19 protein-coding genes and 1 tRNA gene are annotated in these 24,541 nt (G+C 38.9%); 13 read left to right on the top strand and 7 right to left on the bottom strand.

The features are described from left to right. Window positions 1-309: 309 nt before the first annotated feature. Window positions 310-597 (top strand): YggT family protein, encoded by a 288-nt coding sequence (locus CA730_RS18845; protein ID WP_096669624.1) that lies wholly within the window; start codon window positions 310-312, stop codon window positions 595-597. An 85-nt stretch (window positions 598-682) separates the two neighbouring features. Here the strand turns inward: CA730_RS18845 and accC are convergent, their stop codons facing one another. Beyond that, a complete protein-coding gene (gene accC, locus CA730_RS18840) occupies window positions 683-2,029 on the bottom strand; it encodes an acetyl-CoA carboxylase biotin carboxylase subunit (protein ID WP_096669622.1) in 1,347 nt (448 codons plus the stop codon). Window positions 2,030-2,310: 281 nt separating this feature from the next. On the opposite strand from accC, the gene CA730_RS18835 reads away from it, so the two are divergent. Next, window positions 2,311-2,393, top strand: a tRNA-Leu gene (locus tag CA730_RS18835). A gap of 202 nt (window positions 2,394-2,595) precedes the next feature. Beyond that, entirely contained in the window at window positions 2,596-3,210 is a 615-nt protein-coding gene (locus CA730_RS18830; protein WP_096669620.1) for a chorismate lyase, read from the top strand. A 329-nt stretch (window positions 3,211-3,539) separates the two neighbouring features. Here the strand turns inward: CA730_RS18830 and CA730_RS18820 are convergent, their stop codons facing one another. Continuing rightward, complete coding sequence (locus CA730_RS18820; RefSeq protein WP_096669618.1) at window positions 3,540-5,681, bottom strand: serine/threonine-protein kinase; 2,142 nt, start codon at window positions 5,679-5,681, stop codon at window positions 3,540-3,542. Between the two features lie 388 nt (window positions 5,682-6,069). Here CA730_RS18820 and CA730_RS18815 point away from each other — a divergent pair, with 388 nt between their 5' ends. After that, on the top strand, window positions 6,070-7,116 hold the full coding sequence (locus CA730_RS18815) for a zinc-dependent dehydrogenase (protein ID WP_096669616.1): 1,047 nt from the start codon (window positions 6,070-6,072) through the stop codon (window positions 7,114-7,116). Window positions 7,117-7,622: 506 nt separating this feature from the next. Further along, window positions 7,623-7,823 (top strand): hypothetical protein, encoded by a 201-nt coding sequence (locus CA730_RS18810; RefSeq protein WP_096669614.1) that lies wholly within the window; start codon window positions 7,623-7,625, stop codon window positions 7,821-7,823. Between the two features lie 61 nt (window positions 7,824-7,884). On the opposite strand, the gene glnA is transcribed toward CA730_RS18810, so the two are convergent. After that, window positions 7,885-9,300: a type I glutamate--ammonia ligase gene (glnA, locus tag CA730_RS18805; protein ID WP_096669612.1), complete on the bottom strand. Its 1,416-nt coding sequence runs from the start codon at window positions 9,298-9,300 to the stop codon at window positions 7,885-7,887. 370 nt (window positions 9,301-9,670) lie between these two features. On the opposite strand from glnA, the gene apcB reads away from it, so the two are divergent. Continuing rightward, window positions 9,671-10,180: an allophycocyanin subunit beta gene (apcB, locus tag CA730_RS18800; RefSeq protein ID WP_096669610.1), complete on the top strand. Its 510-nt coding sequence runs from the start codon at window positions 9,671-9,673 to the stop codon at window positions 10,178-10,180. A gap of 222 nt (window positions 10,181-10,402) precedes the next feature. Here apcB and CA730_RS18795 read toward each other — a convergent pair whose 3' ends face one another. Then, complete coding sequence (locus tag CA730_RS18795) at window positions 10,403-10,792, bottom strand: hypothetical protein (RefSeq protein ID WP_096671646.1); 390 nt, start codon at window positions 10,790-10,792, stop codon at window positions 10,403-10,405. 217 nt (window positions 10,793-11,009) lie between these two features. Further along, window positions 11,010-14,951, bottom strand: coding sequence for a hypothetical protein (locus CA730_RS18790; protein ID WP_096669608.1), 3,942 nt, complete (start codon window positions 14,949-14,951; stop codon window positions 11,010-11,012). A gap of 835 nt (window positions 14,952-15,786) precedes the next feature. On the opposite strand from CA730_RS18790, the gene CA730_RS18785 reads away from it, so the two are divergent. From CA730_RS18785 to cobT, 3 genes are all read left to right on the top strand, one after another. Then, a complete protein-coding gene (locus tag CA730_RS18785; RefSeq protein WP_096669606.1) occupies window positions 15,787-16,485 on the top strand; it encodes a Crp/Fnr family transcriptional regulator in 699 nt (232 codons plus the stop codon). A gap of 14 nt (window positions 16,486-16,499) precedes the next feature. After that, window positions 16,500-17,210, top strand: coding sequence for a DUF2232 domain-containing protein (locus CA730_RS18780; RefSeq protein WP_096669604.1), 711 nt, complete (start codon window positions 16,500-16,502; stop codon window positions 17,208-17,210). A gap of 115 nt (window positions 17,211-17,325) precedes the next feature. After that, complete coding sequence (gene cobT / locus CA730_RS18775; protein ID WP_096669602.1) at window positions 17,326-18,429, top strand: nicotinate mononucleotide-dependent phosphoribosyltransferase CobT; 1,104 nt, start codon at window positions 17,326-17,328, stop codon at window positions 18,427-18,429. On the opposite strand, the gene CA730_RS18770 is transcribed toward cobT, so the two are convergent. Next, entirely contained in the window at window positions 18,423-18,770 is a 348-nt protein-coding gene (locus CA730_RS18770) for a hypothetical protein (protein ID WP_096669600.1), read from the bottom strand. The two genes, cobT and CA730_RS18770, sit on opposite strands and share 7 nt — an antisense overlap. A gap of 185 nt (window positions 18,771-18,955) precedes the next feature. On the opposite strand from CA730_RS18770, the gene CA730_RS18765 reads away from it, so the two are divergent. After that, window positions 18,956-20,086, top strand: a complete 1,131-nt coding sequence (locus CA730_RS18765) for an extracellular solute-binding protein (RefSeq protein WP_096669598.1) — start codon at window positions 18,956-18,958, stop codon at window positions 20,084-20,086. Window positions 20,087-20,088: 2 nt separating this feature from the next. On the opposite strand, the gene CA730_RS18760 is transcribed toward CA730_RS18765, so the two are convergent. Further along, the gene (locus CA730_RS18760; protein WP_231939881.1) at window positions 20,089-20,616 is read right to left on the bottom strand and encodes a hypothetical protein; all 528 of its coding nucleotides are present in this window, start codon (window positions 20,614-20,616) and stop codon (window positions 20,089-20,091) included. A 317-nt stretch (window positions 20,617-20,933) separates the two neighbouring features. On the opposite strand from CA730_RS18760, the gene CA730_RS18755 reads away from it, so the two are divergent. From CA730_RS18755 to secF, 3 genes are all read left to right on the top strand, one after another. Next, window positions 20,934-21,917 carry an alpha-ketoacid dehydrogenase subunit beta gene (locus tag CA730_RS18755; protein ID WP_096669596.1) on the top strand — a complete coding sequence of 328 codons (984 nt, stop codon included), beginning with the start codon at window positions 20,934-20,936 and terminating at the stop codon, window positions 21,915-21,917. A 141-nt stretch (window positions 21,918-22,058) separates the two neighbouring features. After that, the gene (gene secD / locus CA730_RS18750) at window positions 22,059-23,471 is read left to right on the top strand and encodes a protein translocase subunit SecD (RefSeq protein WP_096669595.1); all 1,413 of its coding nucleotides are present in this window, start codon (window positions 22,059-22,061) and stop codon (window positions 23,469-23,471) included. Further along, on the top strand, window positions 23,468-24,436 hold the full coding sequence (secF, locus tag CA730_RS18745) for a protein translocase subunit SecF (protein ID WP_096669593.1): 969 nt from the start codon (window positions 23,468-23,470) through the stop codon (window positions 24,434-24,436). The genes secD and secF overlap by 4 nt, the downstream gene beginning before the upstream one ends. Window positions 24,437-24,541 lie beyond the last annotated feature (105 nt).

Below are 24,541 nucleotides of genomic sequence, written 5' to 3'. Positions count from 1 at the left end.
TGGATTACTTTCTTGAAAAGTAATCCAAGATTATCGGGGTTATTGGTCGGATGTAATACAATAGAGTGCCGGGAAACCCCACTCCTACACGGTTGACGATTTCCTGAATGTATCTCAATTAGGTACATACCGCACATCTAACTTGGTCTTTACTTGATTAATGATCCCAAGTCAATAACTTTGTTTTTCTATTCTCACAATAAAATGGCACTATTTAGTTAAAATTGAGGGAAGAATACGTTACAAAACTTAAAGTTTATCAACTTGCGCCCAAGTTTTGGATTCTCTCACAGATGGTAGCTAAACAACATGACTGGTGTTAACTTGACTGCTTGGATTCTTGGTCCGGTTTTGGGAGTGATGACGTTTTTATTTATTTTCCGCATTATTCTAACGTGGTATCCCCAAATCAATCTTAATAGTTTGCCTTTTAGTGTAATAGCCTGGCCGACTGAACCCTTTTTAATCCCGTTGCGGAAATTTGTACAACCTATTGGTGGTGTGGATATTACCCCGATTATTTTGGTGGCGATTTTCAGTTTTATTCGGGAAATTTTACTGGGTCAGCAAGGGTTACTGACCATGTTAGACAGGTAATTAGGAGTTCGGAGTTCGGAGTCAGGAGGAAGAAAGAAGAATTTTCTCAATGACCAATGACCAATGACCAATGACCAATGACCAATTACTGCATTTTCATGTCCTGGACAAAGCTAGTGTAAATATTACCTTCTAAGAATTGTGGGTTTTCCATGATTTTTTGATGGAAGGGAATAGTTGTAGGGACTCCTGTAATGGCACATTCTCGTAATGCGCGTTTCATCCGGGTAATGGCGGTGGCTCGGTCTGGTCCCCAGACAATTAATTTACCTATCAGGGAGTCGTAGTAAGGGGGGATATGATAGTCCGTGTATACGTGGGAATCAATCCGCACCCCTGGACCTCCGGGGGGAAGATAACCGCTAATTCTACCGGGTGCTGGACGAAAATCATGATCTGGATCTTCGGCGTTAATGCGGCATTCAATGGAATGTCCTCTCAGAACCACTTCTTTTTGTGTGAGCTTTAGTCTTTCACCTTGGGCAATGCGAATTTGTTCAACTACTAAGTCTATACCAGTAATCATTTCCGTGACTGGATGCTCAACTTGTATCCGGGTGTTCATTTCCATGAAGTAGAACTTACCGAATTTATCTAGAAGAAACTCAATAGTTCCTGCTCCGGTGTAGTTAATAAACTGGGCGGCTTTAACGGCAGCTTTTCCCATTTTTTGCCGTAAGTCAGGGTCAAGGGCGGGACTAGGGGCTTCTTCTAGGAGTTTTTGGTTACGACGCTGAATTGAACAGTCTCTTTCACCTAGATGGATAACATTACCGTAGTTATCCGCTAGGATCTGAAATTCAATGTGACGGGGACGTTCAATAAATTTTTCTATATAAACGCCTGCGTTGCCAAAGGCTGCTCCTGCTTCCCCTCGTGCGGCGAAGAAAAGTTTGACAAATTCGTCTTCGGAACGGACTAGCCGCATTCCTCGACCGCCTCCGCCTGCGGTGGCTTTAATCATTACAGGATAACCAATTTTTTTGGCGATCGCTAATCCTTCTTCTTCAGATTCTACTAACCCTTCACTACCGGGAACTGTAGGTACACCAGCCTTTTGCATTGTTTCTTTGGCTGTGGACTTGTCCCCCATGAGCCTGATAGATTCAGGACTAGGACCAATAAAAGCAATGTGGTGGTCGGTACAAATTTCGGCAAATCTGGCATTCTCTGATAAAAAACCATAACCAGGATGAATGGCACTAGTATTGCGCGTTAGTGCAGCAGCAATAATATTGGGAATATTCAAATAACTCTTACTGCTGGCAGGTTCACCAATGCAAACCGCTTCATCTGCAAGTTGTACGTGGAGAGCATTTCTGTCAACAGTGGAGTGAACAGCTACTGTGGCAATTCCCATTTCTTCACAGGCTCGGAGAATGCGAAGGGCTATTTCTCCTCGATTGGCAATTAATATTTTGTCAAATTTCATTTTCTAGTTACGATATCAGTACCAGTAGATTCACATTTTCTCCCATCCTGTTGACATAAAGCTGTTGCATTACTGTAAATCGTGACAGGAGATCCCCAAACATAATTTTTAACAGACTATTTAGATTATGTGGCATCTTTCCTAGACCTTTTAATATGACTTGTGCTGCAACTATATTTCTGTTAGTCTCATACCCATTCAAAAAATATTTGGGAAATATTTGAAAAATCTTGTGTTTGAGAGATTTTTTTATGTTATACTGTAATCTGTGTTCAAAGCGCGCGGATGTGGCGGAATTGGTATACGCGCACGCTTGAGGTGCGTGTGGGCATAGCCCTTGCGAGTTCGAGTCTCGCCATCCGCATTTTTGAATGTAAATAGCCCGCTGCTATGTCAAAAAAATGATTGTAGCAGCGGGTTTTCAAATATTACAGCGATTTTCGGGGAAATAAACCACATTTTTTTATCTCACGCAGAGGCGCAGAGGAGCAAAGAGGAATTAGGAGTGTGGATAAATCAAATTAGATCGTTATAGTATATAGATATATAAACTTTTGTAAAGAACATTGACTACTACTTTTAATCCCACAAATGACTTAATCTTACCCAGTTCTTGGCATTGTCTAACTCCCTTATGGCAAGGTGGGGAGGAAGTTGTTAAACGCGGTTTACCTCACACTCAGTTAGCACCTACTTGGCAATTATTGCTTTTGGGTGATGGTTCTCCGACTCGACACGTTCAACTGCTGACTGGTGAGCCGACGGAGGTGGATGTGATTGATATGTCATCCATTGGCATGAATTCAGATCATGCACCAGCTATAATTCAAATGTTACCGGGTCCAAGAGTGCGTCGGCAGGTGTGGGTACGAACCGCCTCTGGTCAACGGTTATACTATGCTGCTTCTTGGTGGGAAGCCAGTCATGTAGATGAATATTTACAAAACAAGTCTTTACCAATTTGGGCAAGTTTAGCACGGTTACGGACTGAATTGTATAGAGATGTCCAAGGTATTTATTATGGTGACTCAGAGGCACTAGAGTCAGGTTTTAATGAACAAGGTCCATTTTGGGGTCGCCATTATTTGTTTTGGCATCATGGACAACCGCTAACTTTGATTTATGAGGTTTTTTCGCCTTTTTTAACTAAATACTTGGGTGCTATGAATTATGAAGGTTAATCTTGCCAATTACTAATCCCCAAAACCAGATAAAGGTTACATCTACACCAGTTACGGAAACTAATAGATTTTTAATGTCAAATTTGTGTCAGAATCAACCCCAAATTGGGGAAAATGACTTTTTGAATGGAGGGTTAAAGTACGAAAATAATCCCAATAAAATAGTGCATTTTTCATGATGGACATCTATAGAAGATGCAAAGCGGTTTTTTGAATCTCCCAAATTCGTGAAAATTAAACAAGAAGCTGGAGTCGAGTATCCTGATTTCATATATTTAGATCAACTAGAATCGGAGACATTGTAGAGTTATAATCCATAATCTCATAAACTACCGAAATTTAGTTTTATCAAGTACCAAACCTCGAGGGGAAAAATTTTTGTCATCATTGACTGGAATCTGCCAAATTTTAATTAAATTATCTTCACCACCACTAACTAGAAACTTTCCGTCAGCACTAAAAGCAAGGGAGATGACAGCATTACTATGTCCTGTCAATGTTAGCATTTCCTCTCCTGTAGCTACATTCCAGAGTTTAATGGTGTGATAGATTTGTTCTTCAGAAATATTTCGTCCAGCACTTGCTAAAATTTGACCATTGGGACTAAAAGCAATAGTATTCACACTATTATCTTCTACCATGAGAGTCCGAATTTCTTTGAGGGTTTGCAGATTCCATAATTTAATTGTGCGATACCTTCGGTCAGTGCTTACGCGATCGCGGCTGGAACTTGCTAAAATTTTGCCATTAGGACTGAAAGCCACAGCTATAACTGTTTGTGAACTGGTAGCTAAATTCAGAATTGGTTTTTCTTGATTAAGATTCCATAATTTAATCGTTTTATCAAAACTACCACTTGCTAAGGTAACACCATCAGGACTAATATCTACAGAACGCACCCAATATTTATGACCAATTAAAGTACGAATTAGTTTACCTGTTATTAAATTCCAAACTTTGATAGTTTTATCGTCACTAGCACTAACTAAAGTTTTACCATCACTACTAATAGCTAAACTATGAATCGCATCTGTATGACTCTTTAAGGTGTGAATTGATTGATTTGTTTGTAAATTCCAAATCTTAATAGTTTTATCATCACCAGCACTAACTAAAGTTTTACCATTAGCTGTGATAGCTACTGCATTGACATTTTGGTAATGTCCCTGAAGACTGGCAATTTCTTTACCTGTAATGACATCCCATAATTTAATATTATGACATAGACTATTATTACTTTTTTCGCAATCCCCACCACTGATAATTAGTTTGCCATTTGGACTCATAACCACTGACAAAACTTTGCTTTTATGTCCAGAGAAAGTATTGACTAAAGATAATTTTTTTTCTGATGTTGCAGAGGTTTGTGGAGTATTGCGAGGTTGACTCCAACTAAATGAAAAGTTGGTTTTTAATTTGCGAAATTCTCGATAACCAGATTCTGCTAATGCGAAAGAGACAATTATCCCCGATATGAAGATTAAATTTCTGACCCAAGTATATTTTGATGAATGTGATTGAGCCTTTTTTTTAGGCGATTTGATGATTTCATGATTCGCTACTGGCAGAATATTAGTATGCTTTTTCATCAAATCTCTAATTACTTCATCAGCAGATTGATAGCGACTATCTATTTCTTTTTGGAGTAATTTATCTATAATTTCTGATAATTCTGAACTCAAAGTAAAGCGTAAATACTGCTGCCAATTTCCTACCCAAGCATAGCCATATTCCATCCATAATTGAAAAGGAGAAATTCCTGTTAATAGATGAAAACAAGTAGCACCTAAACTAAATAAATCACTTGCAGGATAGGCTTTTCCATCTCTAATTTGTTCAATGGGAGAATAACCATGTGAACCGATAGAAGTACCATTTTTTCGCTGTACCTGTGCGGTTAATTGTTTGGAAGAACCAAAATCAATGAGTGTTAATCTCCCATCAGTTTTTCGGCGAATAATATTTTCTGGTTTAATATCACGATGAATTACTCCATGTTGATGCACAAATTTGATAATTGGTAATAAATCTAATAGAATAGATTGAATATCCCAATCTTTATAAATTCTTCGAGATTTCAATTCGTTAAATAAATTTTGACCATCAATAAATTGTTGTACTAAATACAAACAATTATCTTGCTGAAAATAAGCTATAAGTGTGGGAATTTGGGGATGTTCTCCTAATTCTTGTAGTCGTCTGGCTTCTTCTAAAAATAGTTGAGTTGCTTTTTTTTGTGACCAAGTGCCTTGAAATTTTGGTGCTAGTTGTTTAACTACACATAATTCATTTAATTTATCAATATCTTCTGATATATAAGTTCTGCCAAATCCGCCTTCATTAGAAAGAACACGGATCACACGAAACCGATTTCTCAAAAGTGGCACTAACGGAGTGTGACAAGTTTGACAAAGTTTATAATGATCGGGATTTTGAGGATTTGAACAATCGGGATTTAGACAGCAGATCATAATCTATATGGTGCATCTGCATGATAAAATATATAGATAACCCTAGATTTGATTAAAGCAATTAGTAATTATATTTAACCTGGAACTTCACAAGCATGGAAGATATATTATTGCCAATTATTTTGATGATATCTCATGAGAAATAGAAAATAACGGCATTTTGCCATTATTATTGTGATGTATATTTTGGTGGAAATTAAGTTTATACTTTAGGTGAAAATAATTATTTCTTTATTTGGGTTTTCTAATTAGGATGATTTATTAATCTGTATTTTGGGTTACAGATGTGATGTAAATTTAAAGAATTTTCTGGTTTTTCCCAAATTCTATAATCTCAAGTTGACCACAAAATGTTAAATCTAGTAACGTTGAATAGTGGAGAAACAACGTGAAAGCACAAGTATTTAGAGGCGTAAATCAGTTATCCTACGAAGAAGTTCCAGTTCCAACACTAGAAGCAGATGAAGTGCTGGTACAGGTGCGGGTTGTGGGTTTGTGTCAGTCAGATATTAAAAAGATTCGTTATCCTTTGTATGAACCGCCACGCATATTTGGACATGAAACGGCTGGAACTATTGCGGCTGTTGGTTCACAGGTTAAAGGATGGACTGTAGGACAACGGGTAGCGGTGATGCACCATATACCATGTATGCGTTGCGCTTACTGCTTGAATGATAATTTTTCGATGTGCGATGTTTATAAAAATATCTCGACTACGGCAGGTTTTAACGCCAGTGGTGGGGGGTTTGCAGAGTATGTGAAAGTTCCAGGACATATTGTGGAGAATGGTGGCTTAATTCCTATTCCTGATGATATCAGTTTTGAGGAGGCGAGTTTTGTTGAACCGACTAATTGCTGTTTAAAAGCTGTCAAAAAAGCCCAAATTGCACCGGGACAAACTGTGTTAGTTACTGGTGCTGGTCCCATTGGGTTAATGTTTATGATGTTGGTGAAGTATTTTGGTGCAAGAGCGATCGCTACTGACCTTTTACCGTCTAGAATTGAAAAAGCTCTGGAAGTAGGAGCAGAAGCAGCTTTTGATGCTCGTGATCCTGAGTTACCTACCAAAATTCAAGCTTTAACTGGGGGAATGGGTGTAGATGTCACCTTGTTAGCTGTTCCCAGTGATAAAGCATTTTTCCAAGCTTTAGACTGTACCCGCAAAGGTGGAAAAATCCTCTTCTTTGCAGAGTTCCCAGACGAGTTGACAATTCCCATTAACCCCAACATTCTCTACCGTCGGGAAATAGACCTCATGGGCAGTTATAGCTCATCCTACCGTTTACAAAGCCTATCTGCGGACATTGTATTTAATCGCCGCATTGATGTGAAAGCCCTAATTAGCGATCGCTATCCCCTACAAAACTTACCACAAGCCGTAGACCAAGCGATCGCCCCCACAGCCGAAACTTACAAAATTTTAATCTATCCCTAAATCAATTGAGGATTTGGGGATTAATCCTATTAATCCTTAAATCCTGGAAATCCTGATTCTGACAACTACAAAACCTACCACAAGCCGTAGACCAAGCAATACCCTGTTTAATCATTGATAGTAGTTCGTTTTTTAATTCGGTTTCTGTGAGTTGAGGTTTACTAATTGTGTCAATTGTGTCAAGTTATTTTTTTTACATAGGGCTACAACCCAGTTATACTATGACTTCCAAAATTGTTATTAACGAAATTTCCTTAACTTCGTTAAATTCGTACATACTGAATTACTGATCTGATATAACTTGGAAACAACGTTATCCCATTGGAGAATATTTTAAAAGTTGTATCCCGTAATTTTCATCACATTATTCAGCATAGAGGAAATATAATCATATCAATCCTATTCATTTAAGATTCTGTAGTTTACGCTACAGATTTTTGTGTTATGATCTGATTGCGGGAAATAGTAAATTATTTCTTAGTAAACAAATATGAGGAGGTAGTGTCATGTCTATTCAAGAAAAAGCTCGTCAATTGATGGTGCGTCAACATCAGCAAGCTAAAAACCGTCAGCAATCCATGCTAATGCGTGCTGCACAAGAACTTGGTTTACATGAAGGAATGTCTCACTATTGGAATCCCATTCAAGGTAAAATGGATTCAGCTACCCAGACACTTTATGGACGTAGCCAAGCAACTATGAGTTAAGTGACAAAGAAAGCCACCCAAGAGGGTGGCTAAAAAATACTACTTTTACTACTTATTGCAATTAGCAATCGTAATATAAGAAGAATTCATAAGGATGTGGACGCAATTGCATTTGCTTAACTTCGTTAGCAACTTTGTAATCAATCCAATTTTGGATGAAGTCTTCAGAGAAAACGCCACTTTCAGTTAAGAAAGCGTGATCATTTTCCAAAGCTTCCAAAGCCAATTCTAAAGAACCAGGAGTAGAAGGAATCTTAGACAATTCTTCTGGAGAGAGTTCATAGATATTCTTATCTAAGGGTTCACCAGGATGAATTTTGTTTTTGATACCATCAATACCAGCACAAAGCATTGCCGCAAAAGCCAAGTAAGGATTAGAAGTAGCGTCTGGACAACGGAATTCTAACCGCTTGGCTTTGGGGTTGTCTCCAGAAAGAGGAATCCGCACAGAAGCAGAACGATTACCTTGGGAGTAAGCCAAGTTTACAGGTGCTTCATAACCAGGTACGAGGCGTTTGTAGGAGTTGGTGGTGGGGTTAGTGATTGCCAACAATGCTGGAGCGTGTTTGAGAATACCACCAATGTAGTAAAGTCCCATTTCACTCATACCAGCGTACTTGTTACCTGCAAATAGGGGCTGACCATTTTTCCAAATAGACTGGTGACAGTGCATACCAGAACCGTTATCACCAAAAATGGGTTTTGGCATGAAGGTAACGGTTTTGCCATATTTTCTGGCAACATTCTTGATGACATACTTATAAGTCATCAACCAATCAGCAGCTTCAATTAACTTACCAAATTTGAACCCAAGTTCGCACTGACCACCTGTTGCAACTTCATGGTGTTGCTTTTCAATGGGTACGCCACAATCTTTCATTGTTAGCAGCATTTCTGTCCGCATATCTTGAAAGCTGTCAGTGGGAGGTACGGGGAAGTAACCTTCCTTAACGCGGGTTTTGTAACCAAGGTTAGGGCTTTCTTCTCTACCAGTATTCCAACGTCCTTCTACGGAATCTACGTAGTAGTAACCAGAGTTGGTGGTTTGGTCATAGCGAACATCATCAAAAATGAAGAATTCAGCTTCAGGACCAAAGAAAGCAGTGTCACCAAGTCCAGTGGAAGCTAGATAATCTATTGCCTTTTGGGCAATAACGCGAGGGCAACGGTTGTACCATTGTCCAGTGCGAGGTTCTTTAATACTACAGATGATACTTAGAGTTGGTTCTTTCATGAACGGGTCAATCCAAGCAGTGTTGGGATCGAGTACCATTGTCATGTCAGATTCTTCGATGCCTTTCCAACCCCGAATACTAGAACCATCGAAGGGAACACCATCAGAGAATGAACTTTCATCAATCTGGTCTTGGTACATGGTCAAATGTTGCCAAGTTCCCAGTGTATCAATGAATTTCAGATCAATCATCTGAATTTTTTCGTCTTGAATCTTTTTCAAGATTTCTTTTGGGGTTGTCATTTTTACTTTACTCCTGATGTATCCAATTATCCAATATAAACCCAAAGTCTGCTCAACCTCAAGCCTTTACGCTAACCCAAGTTGTCACACACCACCTGGAATATCGTAAATAGTTAACTTCACATGGTTTTGTCATGTTTGTTACAGATTGCCTGGATTACAGGTTATGTTAACCTTTCTTTTTTAATTTTTACAAAACTAGAAAATTCATGATCATGGGTCAACTTTGGCATAAAATCCTTAGATAGCAGATGGATAGTTTTTGTGCCAGGGTCTATTTTATGTGAATTGGCACGGAATCTTGTTGGTGCGTAATTGCAGCCAAATTAATATCAAATCATAGATAACTAAATGATTGGGAGAAAAAAGAATGCGTGATGCCGTTACAACTTTAATTAAGAATTATGACGTAACCGGACGTTATTTTGACCGGAATGCCATTGATAGTCTTAAATCATACTTTGATAGTGGAACAGCTAGAGTCCAAGCCGCAGCCGCAATTAATTCCAATGCAGCCGCAATTGTCAAACAAGCTGGTGCAAAGTTATTTGAAGAACTACCAGAATTAATTCGTCCTGGTGGTAATGCTTACACAACTCGTCGCTTTGCAGCTTGTTTACGGGATATGGACTATTATCTGCGCTATGCTACCTATGCACTAGTGGCTGGTAATATGAATGTTCTGGATGAGCGTGTATTACAAGGACTCAGGGAAACTTACAATTCCTTGGGTGTACCCATTGGTTCAACTGTTCAAGGTATCCAAATTATGAAGGGTATCGTCAAGGAACAGGTGGGGGCTGCTGGTGTGGCTAATACCGCTTTTGTGGATGAGCCTTTTGACTATATCACTCGTGAATTGAGTGAGATTGATGTTTAATTCATAGACCTGGCGATTAGAAATCGCGGCTACACAAACAAAGTCCGCCTTCGCGGACTAAATACATATCGCACTTTGGCTTTTTTGGCAAGGTGCGTTTATTTTTTTTAATAATTGTCAGAATCAGGATTTACAGGATGTTTGTTTGAGTAATGTATTGTATATTACTGGATAGTAGATAAATTTGGTTGTTACATCTACCAATGCTGAGGAGAACATATACTAATGTTTTTGTCCTTGTGGTCTTTCAGCATCCATTCTTTTTTTGAGGTTTTCAAAGATTTCTTGTCTTTCCCTAGATTCTTCATCAGAAATATTTTGATATTCCTGGATTTGTTGTGCTAAAACTGCCATTGCTTTTTGATTTTTTTGGAGTTGTTCTTGTTGATTCCATGTTGATTTATGGGGGCTAACTGGGATATTTTGATCTAGTTTTGATTGCAAAATTATTTTCAGATTTTGAGCATCTGATGATTCTAAATTGATGGGATGAGGATATCCTTCTAAAATTAGTTGATAATCACTATCAATATTATTGTTATTGGGAATTAGGGCAATAAATCGGGTGATGTTGAGGATTTTACCGCTAGGAAGTTCTATGGAGGTGTTCATGGTATTCTCCTTTGTTTCACTAATTATTAAACAGTTCTTTAATTTTATCATGGATATTTTCCAAATTTGATCAAAATAGCCTGTTGCTTTGCCAGGGTTATTCGCGTTAGTGTGGCGTTAGCCATAACTCAACAAATGCGTTGCCAGGACGGGCAAGATGCCCATCCCACAAGATTGGATTATCTTTTTTGTGAAGTTCTCTAATTAAATTCGGTGATTAAAGTAGGTAACTATATGGTTCTTCTAGGGATTGTACGGTACTGGATTTAATGGCAGATAAATGACGTAGTAATAACTGGACTTGTTGCAGATTGGGACGATAGGAAAGATTGCCTTGTTTTTCAAATAGTGGTGGAGAGTTTATGCCTGTTTTCAGAGCATCAATCGCTTTATAATCAGGATTTTCCTGGGAGTGATGAGTCAGCCAAAGGTGATCTGAAGTCCCAGGAATTAAGCCCAGTGGTAGTTCACCTTCTAAGAAAGCTAATAGTCGCTGTTGACAGATGCGGGTATTGATACCACGACTTTCAAATAACTGTAGGACTTCACCAAAGGATAAAGAACGGTTGGGTAGTAGTTTTAACAGTTCAGAAAACAGGAAATAATCCGTGTATTGTTGTTTGGGTATGTCTAAAACTTGGGGATGCAAAGGTAACATAGTTAAACCTAATGCGACGCGACTACAATTTGGAGCGCCGTTTTCACCCAGGTATAGGTCTTGAATAATTTTGGCATTAGGCAGTTTTTGCCGTAACCAACGGTTAATTGTACCAACAGAAGCTACACCACCACTAAGGACAGCTTGATTAATAGCTTCGGTGGGAATACCACGAGCTACTAATAATTTGTTAAGTTCTCGATTGAGACGACGGACAAAGGGAACAAAGACCTGACTTTCTAGGTCTCGACGCTGCAATACCCAACGTTGGTCGGCAAATTCTAGGGTAAAGGTTTCTTGGTGCTGTAAAATCAGTTTCAAGGCTAAGGCTGCGTCTAATAAAGCTTGTCCCAGGAGAGAGCTTTCTAGGCGTTGTTGGAGACGAATTCGCGCTTCTGTGTCTGGTTCACCAACTTTGGGTAATGATAAGGCTTCTAAACCCAAGTTAGAAAATTGCATTTGGTCTAAACCAGGAATTGAGGGTTGCCAATGCCAAGGATTTGTCTTAGCTGGTTCAGGGTGAGATTGTCCGGATTGACGGGGTTGGCGGGATTTTGGTGGTAGTAGTAATTGACAAATTATATCCTGTTCAATGCCTTTGCCAGAGTAGGCGAAATTGTGGAGCATGAAGTCTTTGTGTGTCAAATTTTCCAGATTTGCTGGTATATCTACCAAGGTCATTTCTACTTGAGTTGCGCCAATGTTAATGGCTAAAGTGTTACCTAGTAGGGGATAATCGCTGGTTTTTAAAGGGCGTAAACCTTGATTTTCGTTAATTTGGATAGATTGACCATTGGCACTGTCTAATTCTGGCAGCAAACTGGCGATCGCTTCTTCGACAAACAAGATTTGTTGGGGATGAGTAACCAGTTCACTGGTGACAATCGCTTCCCGCACATTAAAGCGATATTGTTCATTCCAACTGGAAGGACAAGTACAGATTACACCCGCGATATTCTTAATTAATCCCGAAAAATTTGCTGTACTCATACCCACAGCATTAGCAATTAAAGCCGGTGTGGTACTGGGTTGACTAGACCTGAGAGTTGATAATAACTTAGAGAGCGATCGCACTACCCAAATTAACGGACCTGCGGAAAACTCGTTCAATTGCAACATCGGTTCCCATTTTTGTCGTTCTTGCTGATAAGGAAATGCTATTTGCAAATAGGGCTTTAACTGTGCTGAATAAAGATGAGGGAAAAAATCCGATTCTCCACTTTTCCCCTGATGAGAACCTGAATTAGTAGGTAAATAAACTTCTGCTGGTAAACGGAATGATTGCTGAAAATTAGAACCATCAACTTGACTTTCCGCTGACCAATAAATTGGATAAACTATCAATTGAGAGCGATTTAATAAAGCCGCAGAAATTCCCGTCGTTCCAATATCAATTCCTAAATACCAACTGGCGTCCAAAGTATCACTAGAAATAAGATTATTCTCGTCTTCATTGTGAATTGATATTTGATTATCGGTAATTGGAGATTGCTCCTCAGTGAGTGGAGATTGGGTAACATCTTCTAGTTCAGCCTCTACATCTGTCTGAGTTGTTAAACTTAAATCTACGTCCTGATCAGCAACTATATTTAAACTATCAACTTGACTGCTAGAATCTAACTTAGTTATAGATTCTCCACCATAATTTAATGGTTGATCAAAATTAGACGAATCTTGATCTAACTGTTGCAACTGCTTGGCATCTAAAACAATTTCTGGTATTTCCGAAACATCATTATCTAATACAGACAGCAAATTTTCCTCATCAGCAGCAACAAAGTTATTCAATGCTAATTTCTGATTTTCTGTTTCTCCATCTACATTATCTAATTGATTGACAACTTCTGACGTTACTGTTTCATCACCAGTGTCCACCAACAAATCAGTTAAAACTGTGATTGTATCAATAGAATCTAGTTCTTTTTGCAGGTCTTGTTTAAGTTCTTTTTGAGGTTGCTCTACAACTTCTTTTTCTTCTGGTAAAAATGGGACTTGAACTTCCGTAGGCGCAGGATAAATTACTATTTGTGGCTCATATTTCTCCTCATCGTCTTTTGATAATAGCAGTAAATCCTCGTTTTCTTCTGGTAAAAGTGGGACTTTAACTTCTGTAGGATTAGCAGTAATTATTGTTTGCGGCTCTTCTTGTTTTTCATCATTTTTTGGTTCTCTTAACGCAGCACTTTCATCTATAGTATAAACAGTGAAATCGTTAGTTTCTAGTGCTAATAAATCATTACTAACCTCTTCAGGAGCAATGGCTAAACTTTCATATTTCCTAAATGTTAGATCAGGAGAAAGTGAGAAATTTAACGATGAGGAACTTTCAGTATTAAAGAAACTTGCATAAAGTTCATCTACTTCGTCAGTATTTGTCAATTGTAAATCTTTAGCCGATTGTGATTGATTTTCCAACAACTCTGTAGCTAGATTAATTGGCAATATTTCCGCCCCAGGACTTTCTAGAGATATATCTTCTGAAATTTCTGAAGTTTTTGATTCTTCAACAACCGGAGATTCAGCTAATAATGGTGCTGTTGCTACAGAATTTTCTAGAGGTATATCTTCTGAAGATTCTGTAGCAACAGCAAAAGATTCCGCTAATGATGGTGATGCCGATACTATTTGAGGATTTCCAGGAGAAATAGGAGACTCATTAATCAAAACTTGCTGTTGTAAATATTGAGTCAAATTATTGAGGAAATTTGCCATTAATTGTTCACCCTGTATGCCCTGATCGTGCATTTTAGCTAATGCCTGGGATAAAGAATGATAATAGGCGTTAATATTACTTTCTAGGGCTTCAAAAACAGTATTAACAGTTCCATCCAGAGATATCAATAGTTGATCTAAATTTCGAGCTAAATTTGCTAACTGTTCTACCCGTTCTGCTGATTCTAAAATAGGTTGAATACCAGACGTAATTGCGTCTATATTTTGCACATTAGCATTAAGTAGCAACCCAGAATTTGATGTTAAATGTGGTACTAAACGACCCATGAGGACTTCTAAAAAATCAGAAATCATCTCTTCTTGGTTAGCTAACTGTTGGCTTAATGAAGAATTTTGGAGTCGCTTTTGCTCTAGTTGTCTAATTTCCTGAATCAAGTCTGCTCTTTCTGCCAATAACCTGGATAATTCCTCTCGCAAAGGCTGAAGTAAAACCGTTATTTCTTGTTTGGGTTGTGCTGTTTCACTACTAATTGTCTCTGGTGGATGCCCAGAAGACTCTAAAATAGATGGAAGATTCTGTTGATTAAATTGTGTCAACAGAGATGAAAATGCCGATGTGGACGATGGTTTAGTGGTTTCCGGTAGGACATGATTCTTTGATATTTCATCTTCCTCCAATTGCACTAAAAAGCTCCGTACTCGTTGTAAAACCTCTTTTTCCTGTTGTCCTTGGTTAGAAAGGAACTTAGAAAGACCTTTAGCACTATGAGACAGTAAGTGATCAATATCTGCAATTAGTTGGTGAATTTCATCAGTATGGTAAGTCACGTTAAGTTACCTTAGTTAAAAATGTACGTTGATTTGTAAGGGACTGACAATTACAGAAGTTTCCAGGATGAGAATTTGTCACTGCTAATTATGTTAAGTAGTCGTGCAAAATAAATTATAGGGAACAGGGAATAGGGAAATTTTTGTTTCAACAATGTTGAATTAATTTTGTTCAGGTACTTCAAGCAGGAGTCAGGAGTCATTCGTAACAGCCTTGTTTGGTATAGCTTGTTAATCAAGTTTTGTACCTCATATAGCTGTAATATGTTTTATATACATCCGGTTCAATTTTAATTATTGGTAGCTTGCATGGTATAGGCATATTTATGTATAAAGACAGTGACAAAGTGTAAAGGCAATACTTTACTGAATTTAAAAAAGCCTTGATTTGTAATTAATGTTGTTCACATTAGTGTGACAGATTCATTAAGCTTAACCTAACGAATACGTATCTTTCGCACTTTTGCTTAACCAAACCCACAAAAAATGGCATAGGTATTGATACGATTAAGGTTTAGTTAGGTTTTCAGTGTAGAATGTAATTAACAAGATTGCGTGATGTTGGTCATGCACTCTCGTTTAGGATACACGAAAATCAGATAATACTTCTATATTAGTCAATATTGTCAATCAGTATTTACCACAGCAGTGACAACAATCCCAAAAAAAAATGTTATATTAGCATATTGGGAGTCTATTTTTACTTTTTTATATAACTATAGTTGGTCTGATCTGAGACAATCTCTGTTAGAGGTAATTTTACTTTGATGATCTAGGTTTAGAATAACGACCTTAGTGTTGTGATGATAGCAACTTTAATAATCAAGATGCCCTGATGGAAGAACGATATAATACAAATAACACATCTTATACATGGATAATTACAGCACCATTTTTTCAAGGCTTGCCGGAACTGGGCGTAGAAAAGGCTCTAGCTCATCTTGTTACTCGTACCCATCCAGCTAACCAAGTAATTTTACTAGAGAATGACTGGGGCGGTTCTGTATACTTTATTATAAATGGATGGGTAAAAATACGTACGTATAATTTGGATGGGAAAGAGGTAACGCTAAATATTATTGGTAGAGGGGAATTATTTGGGGAAATGGCAGCGCTAGATGAAGTCCCCCGTTCTAATGATGTTATTACTCTGGCAGCGACGACGATTGCGAGTATACCTGCTCAAGATTTTGTGAATTTGCTGCAAACAGAACCTTTAGCCGGCATGAGATTGGCTCAATTAATGGCTAGAAGGTTGCGACAGGTTAACAGAAGATTACGTCTTCGGGAATCGGATAGTCAGTCACGGGTGGCTGATACGTTGCTATTTTTGGCAGAGGGACAAGGAAAACAAGAGAATGCTGGCACGGAAATTCCTAATTTACCGCACCGGGAATTAAGTAGTTTAAGTGGATTGGCACGGGAAACTGTGACAAGAGTGCTGACAAAGCTAGAAAAAAAGGGTTTGATTGTGAGGGATCAAGATAGAATTCATATTCCAGATTGGTCAGCTTTGGAAAAAACTATAGTTTAATTTAGTTGTTTGGCATGAGTATCGTTGATTCCCTACCAGAAGAACCAGAGCAAGATTCATCTCCTGAATCTCTTTCCCAACCGCGATTACAGTACCAACCTTTGAAGGTTGAAAGTACCTTAAGGATGGTGGAAACGGCTTTTTTAGCCAGTACGGCGAGTTTAATTTGGTTTATTAATTTTTATTTTCCTTTGGGTCCAGTATTGCGGGTGTTTTTTCCTATTCCTATTGCTTTGGTTTATTTACGTTGGGGTAAACGGGCAGCTTGGATGGCAGCGGTAACTTCTGGGTTGTTGTTGTCTGTGTTGATGGGTCCGGTTCGGAGTTTATTATTTGTCATGCCTTTTGCCTTGATGGGTGTGCTGTTAGGGGCGACTTGGTATCGCCGTGTACCCTGGATTGTTTCTATTGTTTTAGGGACGCTGTTGGGAACGCTGGGGGTGTTTTTTCGCCTGTGGTTTTTGTCGGTGCTATCGGGGGAAGATTTGTGGATTTATGTGATTACTCAGGTGACGGAAATTATTGAATGGATTTTTTTAAAATTGGAATTGTTAATGACTCCCAATTTACTATTAATTCAATTGGGAGCGATCGCTCTAATTCTTCTCAATAATTTTATTTACTTGTTTATAGTTCATCTTACGGCTTGGTTACTTCTAGACCGTTTAGGCAATCCCATTCCCCGTCCACCTCATTGGGTGCAAGTATTAATGGATTATGAGTAAGGAGTTCGGAGTCAGGAGTCAGGAGTCACGAGTCAGGAGTCACGAGTTCAGAAGAAAGAAGAATAGTTTTCACCAATTACCAATTACCAATTACCTGTTCCCTGTTCCCTGCTATATGATTAATATTTATACCCAAATTACTCAGGGCGAAGTATGGCTTAATCGTTATCGGGGTAAATTACCGATATTTGCCTGTGTTTTAGGATTTACAGAAACTGGTTTGATTCCGGGGATTTCTGCGGCTGGTTTGACTCCAGATGATCGCCGATATACGGCTTGTGCTGATGCGGAATTTCTCTATTACGGTGCTGAATATCAACCTAAGTACCCTCTCCCACCTTTGACTTCGGGGGCTTCTCCTGTGCTGATTTCGCGGGCTGTGGTGGCTAATTTAAATATCCCTGTTTACTTATTTAATGCGGGATTACTACATATTCCACCTGTGCCATTAATTGATTTGGGTGGTGCGCCAGCGAGGTGTTTAAGTGGGGGTGCGGCGATAAATGTAGATACTGTTAAACATTTACTAGCTGAAGGATTACGCTGGGGTGATCAATTAAGTTCTCAATTAAGTTATGATGGGTATTTAATTCTGAGTGAGTGCGTGGTCGGTGGCACAACAACGGCTTTGGCAATTTTAACTGGTTTGGGGATTGATGCTGCTGGCAAAGTTAATAGTAGCCATCCTGTGTGTAATCATGGGCAAAAATGGGATTTGGTGCAGACTGTATTGAAAAAAATGCCCCCGTCAGTTGATCCTTTAGCACTGGTGGCGGCGGTAGGTGATCCCATGCAGGTGGTTGTAGCAGGAATGGCGATCGCTGCGAGTCGAAGTTGTGGGGTATTATTAGGTGGAGGTACGCAAATGTTAGCAGTTTATGCTTTAATTCAAGCGATCGCGCACAAATATTCCCTCTCTTGGAAACCCGCAGAAATCGTCATTGGTACAACCCGCTGGGTAGCAGAAGATCCCACAGGCGCAACCATTGACTTAGCCCAAAGTTTCCCCAAAAATAGCACCCCCCCCTTGTTAGCTACAAAATTGAGTTTTGCTAATTCCCGATATCCCCAATTTCAAGCTTATGAACGGGGTTTTGTTAAAGAAGGTGTTGGTGCGGGTGCGGCTTGTATTGCTGCTGCTTTAAGTGGAAATTGGCAACAAAATCAACTATTAGCAGCCATTGAAGCCCAATTTGAGCAACTTAGTACTAATCAATAAACTCTCTGTCTGAGCAACTGCTCTTCTAAGGCAGCAATTCGATGATATGCGGCGGTCAACTGCGTTGTTAGGCGTTGAATTTGAATTTCGGGTGTTATTTGTTTATCTGTAGTCTGATAAATCATTTCGGGAACACCATCAAGCAAAATATCCTTATGCTTCAATTCTCTTAACTCATTTACTGGCTGCTTTTTTTCCAGATAATGTTCTATCGCTGGTAATTGCCCTAAAGATGAATCTGATAAAGCTTGAGATAGCCTCATATCAAGCCTTTCAATCACTTCATAGATGGCACTAACCTTCTGACTTAACGTGAGAATTTGTTTTTCTAATGATTCCATTTAATACCTGCACCAAAAAAATATTTTCTCCATGTTATTCACTTTACTGACAATCCTAGCTATACTTATGGATCATTTAACCTTTCATGGCTTTTTTATTGATGGAATGCTGGAATTTTTATAGAAATCAAGCATATTAATTAGCTAAACTGATAATTATCAACTGTGCTTATACATATATAACTATGGACAGACGATCTTTTTTATTAGGTACAAGTATCTTAGCACTTTCTCAGGCGATCGTCGGATGCGGAACAAACCAGCAACCACTCTTAAATGTCCAATTATTAAAAAATTCTATCCCCGGTCAGGTAGTTAATCAATTTCGGAAAACCGTAACTCAAGCGGGAAAGTTAAAATTTACCCCCATTAATCAGTTGGAGGATTTATTTAAATTATTACAAACTTGGCAACAACCACCAATTAATAATCAGCAAGAATGGACTCGTTATTTACCCTTCAATCAAAATCAAAAATCACCAACAGCCAATTTAATCACCTTGGGAGATTATTGGTTACAAGCAGCAATTGATCAAAAATTAATTCAACCATTAGCCACAGCAAACATCAAAAATTTAGCTAACCTCAATCAAAAATGGCAACAGGTAATTAAGCATGATCAAGAGGGTAAGATTTGGGGAGTTCCTTATCGGTGGGGAAATACCGTAATTATTTATAATCGAGAAAAGTTTCAACAACTGGGTTGGACACCCACAGATTGGAGTGATTTATGGCGCAGTGAATTGCAAAATCGCATTTCTTTACTAAATCATCCCAGAGAAGTCATTGGTTTAGTTTTGAAGAAATTAGGAAAATCTTATAATACAGAGAATATCAATCAAATCTCTGCCTTAAAAACAGAATTAAAAGCATTAAATCAACAAGTCAAATTCTATGATTCCAAAAACTATCTAGAACCATTAATTATTGGAGACACTTGGTTAGCAGTCGGTTGGTCTGATGATATTATCCCCATCATCAGTCGTTATCCAAAATTTGCCGCAGTTGTCCCCAAATCAGGAACAGCAATTTGGTCTGATTTATGGGTAAGTCCCACAGGTGTTAATAATGACAGTTTAGCATACCAATGGCTAGATTTTTGTTTACAACCCAATACATCTAAACAAATTGCCTTACTAACTAAAAGCAATTCTCCCATTGACAAAACCATTGCTGGTGGGGATATTCAGCAGCAGTTACAAAACTTATTATTAACTGATTCAGAAACTTTTGCCAAAAGTGAATTTCTACTTCCTTTCCCTCCAGACGTTATGAAAGAGTACGAAGATTTATTTATGGAGATCAAAAAATCCTAATTTTACAAAGCAAAACTAAAACCGACTTTAGTTTGGTTATTCATCTGAAGCCGACAGGAAACAGGACTTTGAGGAAAATTGCAGGTGTAAGTTGCTAAAGGTTCTTTCTGATAGTTGAAAATTCGGATATTGTAACCATATTTACTAGCTAGGCTACCTAAACGATTCACAAAGACATATTTGCCAAAATAGTCTAATAAGCTCCAAATTTGCTGATTAATAATTAAATCTGCGCGGGGTGCTTCTGTTTGCGAAGGTGGGTAAACTATCCAATTATCTAAAAGCTGTTTTTCTGAATTTTCTTTAGCCCACCATAAACTAGGAACTGTTAATTTTTGGGGATCAATAGTTTTAGCTGTGATGATATTATCTTTGGGTTGGGTAAGTAAATCTAGCTGTAAAGGTGCATTAGAGGGGAGAAAAACATTTTCTGCTTTTGATGGGAGAATTGGTAAAAGTGCAGACGTAAAAAACCCCATTGCTAATAATAACAGTGGTTTTTTGCGGGGAAATAACTTATTGTTAGTCATAGCTTGGATACTTTATATTTATTTCCCATAATGTTCATGCTTCACTTGAGAAAATCCTGATTGAAATATAAAAATTTCGTTGAAGAGTAGGAGTCAGGAGGTAGGGGCGCAGGGACTGCGCCCAGTCAAAAGAATGAAGAAGCAAGAAGAAGTCGTCGCACTCTGGGGTTAGCTTTTCAGTTATGCTCTTAGCTTGACAATAGGATACAAACTATATGAAAATTATCTTTTGTTCTCAACAACAGTGCTACGCTTGACGGTATTCGGGGCAATGGCACGATAAAATTCTATAACGATAAAATGTAATAAAGGTCTAAATGGCAGAAACACTATTTTTCAACGCCCTGCGGGAAGCTATTGACGAAGAAATGGCACGCGATTCCAGCGTATTCGTTCTAGGTGAGGACGTGGGACACTACGGCGGTTCTTATAAAGTTACTAAAGACTTACACCAAAAGTATGGTGATCTGCGAGTTTTAGATACCCCCATTGCCGAAAATAGCTTTACAGGGATAGCTGTAGGGGCGGCTATGACTGGGTTAAGACCGATTATTGAAGGGATGAATATGGGCTTTTTGCTCCTCGCCTTCAACCAAATTTCTAACAACGCGGGTATGTTACGCTACACTTCCGGTGGTAACTTTAAAATCCCTATGGTGATTCGCGGTCCCGGGGGTGTGGGTAGACAGCTAGGTGCGGAACATTCCCAACGTCTCGAAGCTTATTTCCAAGCTGTTCCCGGTTTAAAAATTGTGGCTTGTTCCACACCTTATAACGCTAAAGGATTGCTGAAAGCAGCTATCCGCGATGACAACCCTGTGTTATTTTTTGAACACGTTTTACTTTATAATTTAAAAGAAGACCTGCCAGAAACAGAATATGTGCTACCCCTAGATAAGGCCGAGGTTGTCCGTCAAGGTAAGGACGTGACGATTTTAACTTATTCGCGGATGCGGTATCATGTGCTGCAAGCTGTAAAAGCTTTGGAAAAACAAGGTTATGATCCAGAAGTTATTGACTTAATTTCCCTAAAACCTCTTGATTTTGAAACTATTGGCGCATCAATTCGCAAGACTCACCGGGTGATTGTTGTAGAAGAGTGTATGAGAACCGGGGGTATTGGTGCAGAATTAACCGCTTCGATTAATGACCGCTTATTCGATGAATTGGATGCACCTGTATTGCGGCTTTCTTCTCAAGATATTCCCACACCTTACAACGGTAATCTTGAGCGCCTAACTATTGTCCAACCAGAACAAATCGTAGAAGCCGTCCAGAAGATGATCGCTCTGCGAGTTTAGCTATTTGTCAGTTGTTAGTTGTTAGTTGCTATAAACCAATGACCAATGACCAATGACCACTGACTACTGACCACCTCAAACTTCTACTCACAACGCAATCAAAGAACGTTATTATAACCTTTGTTAGTTGTGAGTGATAGTATGCAAAAACAGCGATCGCTATTAGCGTTAATTATAGTTTTGGTCATCGCCGCTATTACGGTGATTGTGACAATTCCTGTCCCCTTGGGGTTAGATTTACGAGGTGGCTCACAGCTTACTATTCAGGTGAAACCAACGGCGGAAATTCCCCAAATCACCGAAAGAGAATTGGAAGCTGTGAAAAAAGTAGTCGAAGGGCGAATTAATGGTCTTGGTGTTTCTGAGCCATTAATTCAAACTATCGGTACAGATAAGATATCCGTACAACTACCGGGTGTCAATGACCCAGAACAAGCAGAACGAGTATTAGGTGGTACAGCGCAATTAGAGTTCCGCATCCAAAAACCGAATACAGAAACACAACTTTTTGCTTTCCAGGTAACACGAAACGACCTGAAAACTAAGCGAGAAGAGTTGAAAAAGTCCAAAGATCAAGCCGCGATTGATAAAAATAAGCAAGAGTTGGAGAAAAATAATCAAGCAGTTGCAGAATTGTTTGAAAGTACCAACCCACCCCTAACTGGTAAATATCTCAAGGATGCCTACGGTGAACCCAATCAAGGCACTAACTGGAATGTGGCTATTCGTTTTGATCAAAAAGGTGGAGAACTCTTTGCTGGACTGACAAAAGATCTGGCTGGAACAGGTCGCAGTATCGGTATTTTCCTCGATAATGAAATGATCAGTTCACCCACCGTAGGACCAGAACACGCTGCTACTGGAATCACTGGTGGTTCTGCTATTATTACCGGTCGTTTTCAAGCCCAAGAGGCTAATGATTTAGGGGTACAATTGCGCGGTGGTGCATTACCCGTTCCTGTGGAAATTGCGGAAAGAAGAACAGTAGGCGCTACTTTAGGAAAAGATAGTATTCAAAGAAGTATCTACGCTGGTATCGGTGGTTTGACTTTAGTATTAATATTTATGGTGTGGTACTATCGCCTACCGGGAATGATAGCCAATGTTTCACTAATAATTTACTCCATACTGACTTGGGCTGCATTTTGTTTACTAAGTGTTACCCTCACTTTGCCGGGAATTGCAGGTTTTATTCTCAGTATTGGTATGGCTGTTGATGCTAACGTCTTGATTTTTGAACGCACCAGAGAAGAATTACAAGCAGGTAAATCTTTATATCGTTCTGTAGAATCTGGTTTTTACCGCGCCTTTTCCAGTATTTTAGATAGTAACGTCACCACCTGGATTGCTTGTGCTGCATTATTTTGGTTAGGTTCAGGATTAGTCAAAGGCTTTGCACTTACCTTAGCTTTAGGCGTAGGGGTGAGTATGTTTACCGCAATTACCTGTAGTCGCACATTAATGTTTTTAGTTATTTCTATTCCCTCTTTGCGGAACACACAACTTTATGCTCCTAATGTGCCAACAGTGAATAAGACAGGAGTAGCACAATGAGACTAAGTATCAACAAATCACGGGGTCTTTGGTGGACTATTTCCTCTATTATTATCCTGGTCGGTATCATCTCAATGGTGATATCTTCTCTTAATCCCAATATCAAAGCACCTCTGCGTCCCAGCTTAGACTTTATCGGCGGAACCAGATTGCAATTTGTGCGGGACTGTGGCAAACCTGGTAACTGTGACCAACCCATAGATATCAACGTTGTTCGAGAAGTCGCTAAATCCCAAGGACTTGGAGATAGCAGCATTCAGTTAATCTCGGAAAATGGACAGGAAAATGGTATTACCATTCGTACCAAAAACCTGGAAACAGAACAGCGAAGTAATTTGCAAAATGCCTTAACTGAAAAAATCGGCACTTTCGACCCCCAAAAAAATCAAATTGACTCCGTTGGTGCAACTTTAGGAAAAGAGTTATTTACTTCGGGAATCTTAGCTTTAATAGTTTCTTTTGTCGGGATTACTGTTTATATGGCTTTCCGGTTTCAGTTGGACTATGCCTTATTAGCTATTGTGGCTTTGTTTCACGACATTCTGGTAACAACTGGAGTTTTCTCAATTTTAGGCTTAGTTTTCGGAGTTGAAGTAGATAGTCTTTTCATTGTGGCTTTACTGACTATTACAGGGTTTTCAGTGAATGATACTGTGGTAATTTATGACCGCATTCGGGAAACTATTAAACTTCATCCTGAACAACCAATTGCTGAAGTTGTTGATGATGCCGTTAACCAAACTTTGTCTAGGTCAATCAACACCACTTTAACAACCTTACTGACATTAACTGCTATTTTCCTATTTGGTGGGGAAACGCTGCATTATTTCTCTCTGGCGTTAATTGTGGGCTTTGTAATGGGAGCTTATTCTAGTATTTTCATTGCTAGTACACTACTAATTTGGTGGCGAGAACGCACTGAAAATTACTCAGTTGAAACTCCTATAAGTTCTCAAGAAAGTTAAATTTCACTCACTCCTAGCCTCTGGCTGGGAATGTCTCAGTTGAGGCTCTGCCTCCTTGTTACTAAGCAGCATAGCCGCAATAATACAGTGCTTCCTGATATTATG

Origin of the sequence: Dolichospermum compactum NIES-806 (assembly GCF_002368115.1) — a bacterium.
GTDB lineage: Bacteria > Cyanobacteriota > Cyanobacteriia > Cyanobacteriales > Nostocaceae > Dolichospermum > Dolichospermum compactum.
The sequence above is the reverse complement of the archived record's forward strand: the minus strand, read 5'-3'. Positions and strand labels throughout refer to the sequence as shown.